Genomic DNA, 4342 nt, shown 5'->3' on the forward strand with positions numbered 1-4342 from the left:
ATAACGCTTACCGCTCATGGGTACCTCTCTTTAAGTCATCTTAAATGACTCTGAGGTGTCTGTTAAACCTGTGGCGATTCAGTTTGCGCTCGTGAAGATACTTTTCATTATGGTGTTACTTATTGGCATCTGGCGCATCAGCTTCATGGGGTTACAACCTGCCATCGGCATCCGGTAGCGCTTGAAAGCATCCATGTCCCTTCTTCACCGCACATACGTATTGGACTGATGCCTCCTGTTTCGTATACAGAACAACTTAGCAATGAGATAGACTTCGATTTTGCTAAGTTTTGTTATGAGTCCCTAAATATAATCAGAAGAAAAGATATTACACACCCCAATTACATGGATGTACTTAAAAAGTTGAATTTATTATCATTGGATGGAAATTTAAAGAAAAATGTATTCTACGCACATGTTTATGCTAAGTGCCAGTTATTTGGGGAGGGTTCATCGGGACTTATACCAACATCCCTAACTGATTATCATTACTGGGAGCCTATACTCAAAGACAAATGTTGTCAGCATCCCACAAAGCATCTTTTGCTTTGTTATTGTTTGTTAAATACTTGCTGGCCAACGTATGCAGGAAGTCGTACTAATAAAAAGAAAGAAATCTTTAAAAGTCATAAGAAATACAGTTTTCATATAGTTGAAAATAATACTAGTGTTAGCAACCTTGGGAAGGAATTTAGTCGCAGCAGATGTTACATTAAAACACTTATTTATAAAAAATACCTGAGGGCGTTTAAGCGAAACACAAAAATTAATATATTCACTGAATTGCTTATCAAGTCTATGGCTGTAAGGGGGTTTAGTCTGGCATCCATAGCTGAGAAAAACTCATTATCGGAAGGAGCTGTATCCTCTGTAATTTCATCTTGTTACGGTTTATGCTCATGGCGTAAAAAATGTAAAAAAGATTCTTTAAGACGGCGTCATAAGCAGAAAATATTAAGATTTATACATAATCAATCCGTTTCTATAACACGAAAGTTAGTCAAAGAAAGTTGTTATGCAAGTTTCTATTGGCTAAATAAACATGAATGTGACTGGCTTAATTCCTGTCTTCCTAAAACAATACGATGCTATAAAAATAAAAGAGTAGACTGGAGCGAGAGAGATATTATCTCATCATCATTAATAAATGATGTTTTATCTTAGGGGCAGTACTCGATGTCACTTACAAGTCTAGATGCTTTACTGGGAGGGCATGGCTGGCTTTTGAAATACAGAGATAAACTACCAATGACAATGATACTTCTCAGAAAAATGGAACTAATTAAATAAGAGGGAGTTATATGGTTTACGAAAATGAATTGTGGCACAGTTTTCTTCTGCGTTCACAGATAATGTATAACTTATCCAATTGCAGGAACATAATATCAAAGCATGGCGCACTAAGGTACGATGCCTTTCCTCGTTTCGAACTGATTGATATGTACAAATTGCATAGCTTGCAGGATATATATGACATTCTTGCCACTAGAAATGGTTATATACTAACTTCCAATATAGTGTCGTTATCTTCTGGTGCTTACGGGTATTTTAACGCTGTTGAAGATGCCTGTCGGAAAAATTTTCACATAACTAATTCATATCCATTGGTAAACATCTCAAACATTCGTTACTGTCACAAATGTATTGTTGAAGATATACACTCTAAAGGCATTGGTTATCTGCGTCATAGATGGTTGTTTGAATCTAAATGTGCAGTTCATAGTACCAGTTTATATGAGGTTTGTTTTGATAACTATTTGAATGCAGTGAAAGGACTTAGTGACTTAATTATAAGTGGAATAAATCCTCATGGTTATTGTTCCCTTGTGGTTGACGTTTCAAACCCTTTCAAAAATCCAGTGTATATATTACCATGTGCACGTAATAAAATTTTAAAATGGATTTCGGACAATAAAAATATGCTGATTTACTTTCTCTTTGATCTCTTCAAATGTAAGTCGCATTCAAGTTTATCTAAGGTTATCGAAGTCAAGATAATGCATGATAGATATATTTCTGCGGTGTTCAAGATGTTAAGTGAAGTTAATTTTTGTAATTTCAACTCATTTATTTCTGATATTTTTGAGGACGTAAGTTATGCCTCTATCGGACTTGATGATTATTCTGTTAATGTGCATTTTCTCAGGCTAAGGGCTGCAGATTGTAAATTTTGCCAGTTGAATGGTAAATATTTTTGCTCACTTTACAATGTAAAACTTCTTCGCTAATTTCACTTCATTTATAAAATACTAAGAAAGCTAGTTAGATAAGGTTTTATATTTTGACTGGGGCAGGAATAAATTATCACTCATAGAGTTTCCCTGGGGGTTACCACCTGTGTATGATGCCGGTTAGCAACAACGTCTAAAAGACCTGCGATCACGTGGGTCCCTCTCCAGCAAAGGGGCAAGGGGTGCTATATAACGGTGTACTGCTTACCCAATACGGCCTTGTATTTGAAAGATGCCGCATCTTGGCAAGATTCGTATTACAGCCTATAGTCTGTTAATGAGCATTACAGCCTATATGCTGTAAATCCCTGCGTTATGCTTGTTAACCCGTCGATACGGAAGGTCACTTATGAACACTCAATACGCTTTGAAGACTTTGAATCAGTTACGTCCTGTTTTAATCGGCTTTCGCAAAGCCAATGGACTGACGCAAAAAGATGTTTCTGAACGTTTGGGTATAACACAGCAAACTTATGCCCGACTAGAGGCCAACCCTGCAAGTGCGGGTTTTGAGCGTTTGTTTAGGGTGTTCAGCGTCCTTGGAGTGGAGATCGTACTTTCATCCAGGGAACCATTGTCAGATGCAAAGCCCGAATACGGAGCTATGCACAATTATTCTTCACTTCCAGCCAGGCGGGAGAAATGGTGACGCCTGGCGCTTCCCGGTCTAATTTTTCTTCAACAAGATTAACCCCTTAGCGGCCTGAAGTATCAGGTTGCGATAGAGCCTTTCATTTCTTCTGTTATGTTAAATACACCATTTTGAGCTATTTCGCTCGGCCTTAAATTATCTCTTCATTCTTCAGTGAAAATTTTATGTCGATCACATTATCGATGAATTTAGGAAATAATCCGTAAATGAAAATCTATCTTCTTTTAAATTCATCAGTGTCAGTAGCAAATATTACGCATAAAAGAATGGTTATTATTATCATTTAAATTATAAAGCTCATGAGTCAATTCCAAAAAATATAATAAGCATTGAAATCATTACCCGTGATTCTGGAGTTTTAACTTTGCCATGTAACCAACCACAAGTTAGTTTCCGGTGTTTTGAGGGGCAGTAAAGTTCTGAAAGCGCGACCAGATCATAATCCCGAAATGTCGTTAAGATATTCTGAATAACGGTTATCCCTGCTTGTTGGCAGGCATTTGAAAATATATTTTGTATTCAGGTTGCAGCAAAACGCTTTCTTACACACAGGACTTCATATGCGGCTCAGAAAATTAAAACTGAAAAACTTCAGAGGCTACAGAAACTCTACTGAAATCATTATTGATGAAAGCATGACGGGTATTGTCGGTCGTAATGACTTTGGGAAATCAACGCTTCTGGAAGCGCTGGCTATTTTTTTTGAAACAGAAGGAATGAAGGCTGACAAGAATGACATGAACTGTTTCAGCCTAAGAGAAGGGGACGGCCGTTTTGAAATAGCCTGTGAATTTGATGACCTGCCCGATTTTATCATGATCGACGACAGGGTGCAGACCACGCTCGCCTCAGAACATCTGCTGAATGAGGACGGCAATTTTGAAATCGTCAAAACGTTTAAAGCAACGACCTCAGGAAAACCGGAGCAGACCTGCATCCGCTGCATCCACCCGGATGAGGAGCCCCTGAGAAATTTACTGGGCATGAAAATTTCTGAGCTCAAGGCGGTGGGAAAAGAAGTTGAAAAAAATGTGGCGGATAAACGCACTGCATCGTTATGGCGTCAGGCCATCAGGGAAGCCGCAGCCCCCTATACCTGTTCGGAAATTATGCTGGATGTCGATAAAGAGTTCGGAACCGACACAAAATCATTATGGGGTAAGATCCTCGATTTGCTGCCCACGTATGCGATTTTCAAAGCCGACAGGGAAAGCAGCGACGGGGATTCCGAAGCTAAAAACCCCTTACAGCAGGCCGTAAAAGACGCTCAGGCTGCGCTGCAGGACAAAATTACAGCGCTGGAAAATGAGATTCAGGACAGCGTCCTGGATGTCGCACAGAGAACGCTGGATAAATTACGTGAAATGGCCCCCGAACTGGTAATGACTCCAACTTACTGATAGTGTTTTATGTTCAGATAATGCCCGATGACCTTGTCATGCAGCTCCAGCGATTTTGA

At 39.0% G+C, this 4342-nt stretch carries 3 protein-coding genes and 2 pseudogenes; 4 read left to right on the forward strand and 1 reads right to left on the reverse strand.

Going from position 1 to position 4342, the window contains the following annotated elements; all coding sequences use genetic code 11:
- Positions 1–81 precede the first annotated feature (81 nt).
- From ACOTYB_RS24570 to ACOTYB_RS24585, 4 genes and pseudogenes are all read left to right on the forward strand, one after another.
- Positions 82–1290 (forward strand): annotated as a pseudogene (locus ACOTYB_RS24570) (TnsD family Tn7-like transposition protein); the annotation flags it as partial.
- A gap of 11 nt (positions 1291–1301) precedes the next feature.
- The gene (locus tag ACOTYB_RS24575) at positions 1302–2228 is read left to right on the forward strand and encodes a hypothetical protein (RefSeq protein WP_421765915.1); all 927 of its coding nucleotides are present in this window, start codon (positions 1302–1304) and stop codon (positions 2226–2228) included.
- A 352-nt stretch (positions 2229–2580) separates the two neighbouring features.
- Positions 2581–2880: a helix-turn-helix domain-containing protein gene (locus ACOTYB_RS24580; protein WP_001097216.1), complete on the forward strand. Its 300-nt coding sequence runs from the start codon at positions 2581–2583 to the stop codon at positions 2878–2880.
- A gap of 563 nt (positions 2881–3443) precedes the next feature.
- A pseudogene (locus ACOTYB_RS24585) lies at positions 3444–4280 on the forward strand (AAA family ATPase); the annotation flags it as partial.
- On the opposite strand, the gene ACOTYB_RS24590 reads toward ACOTYB_RS24585, so the two are convergent.
- Positions 4277–4342, reverse strand: a 66-nt coding sequence (locus ACOTYB_RS24590) for an IS1 family transposase (protein ID WP_421765773.1), incomplete at its 5' end; no start/stop codon positions are given. The pseudogene ACOTYB_RS24585 and the gene ACOTYB_RS24590 overlap by 4 nt on opposite strands.

Source organism: Enterobacter cloacae complex sp. IR5450, from assembly GCF_049238665.1.
GTDB lineage: Bacteria > Pseudomonadota > Gammaproteobacteria > Enterobacterales > Enterobacteriaceae > Enterobacter > Enterobacter hormaechei_C.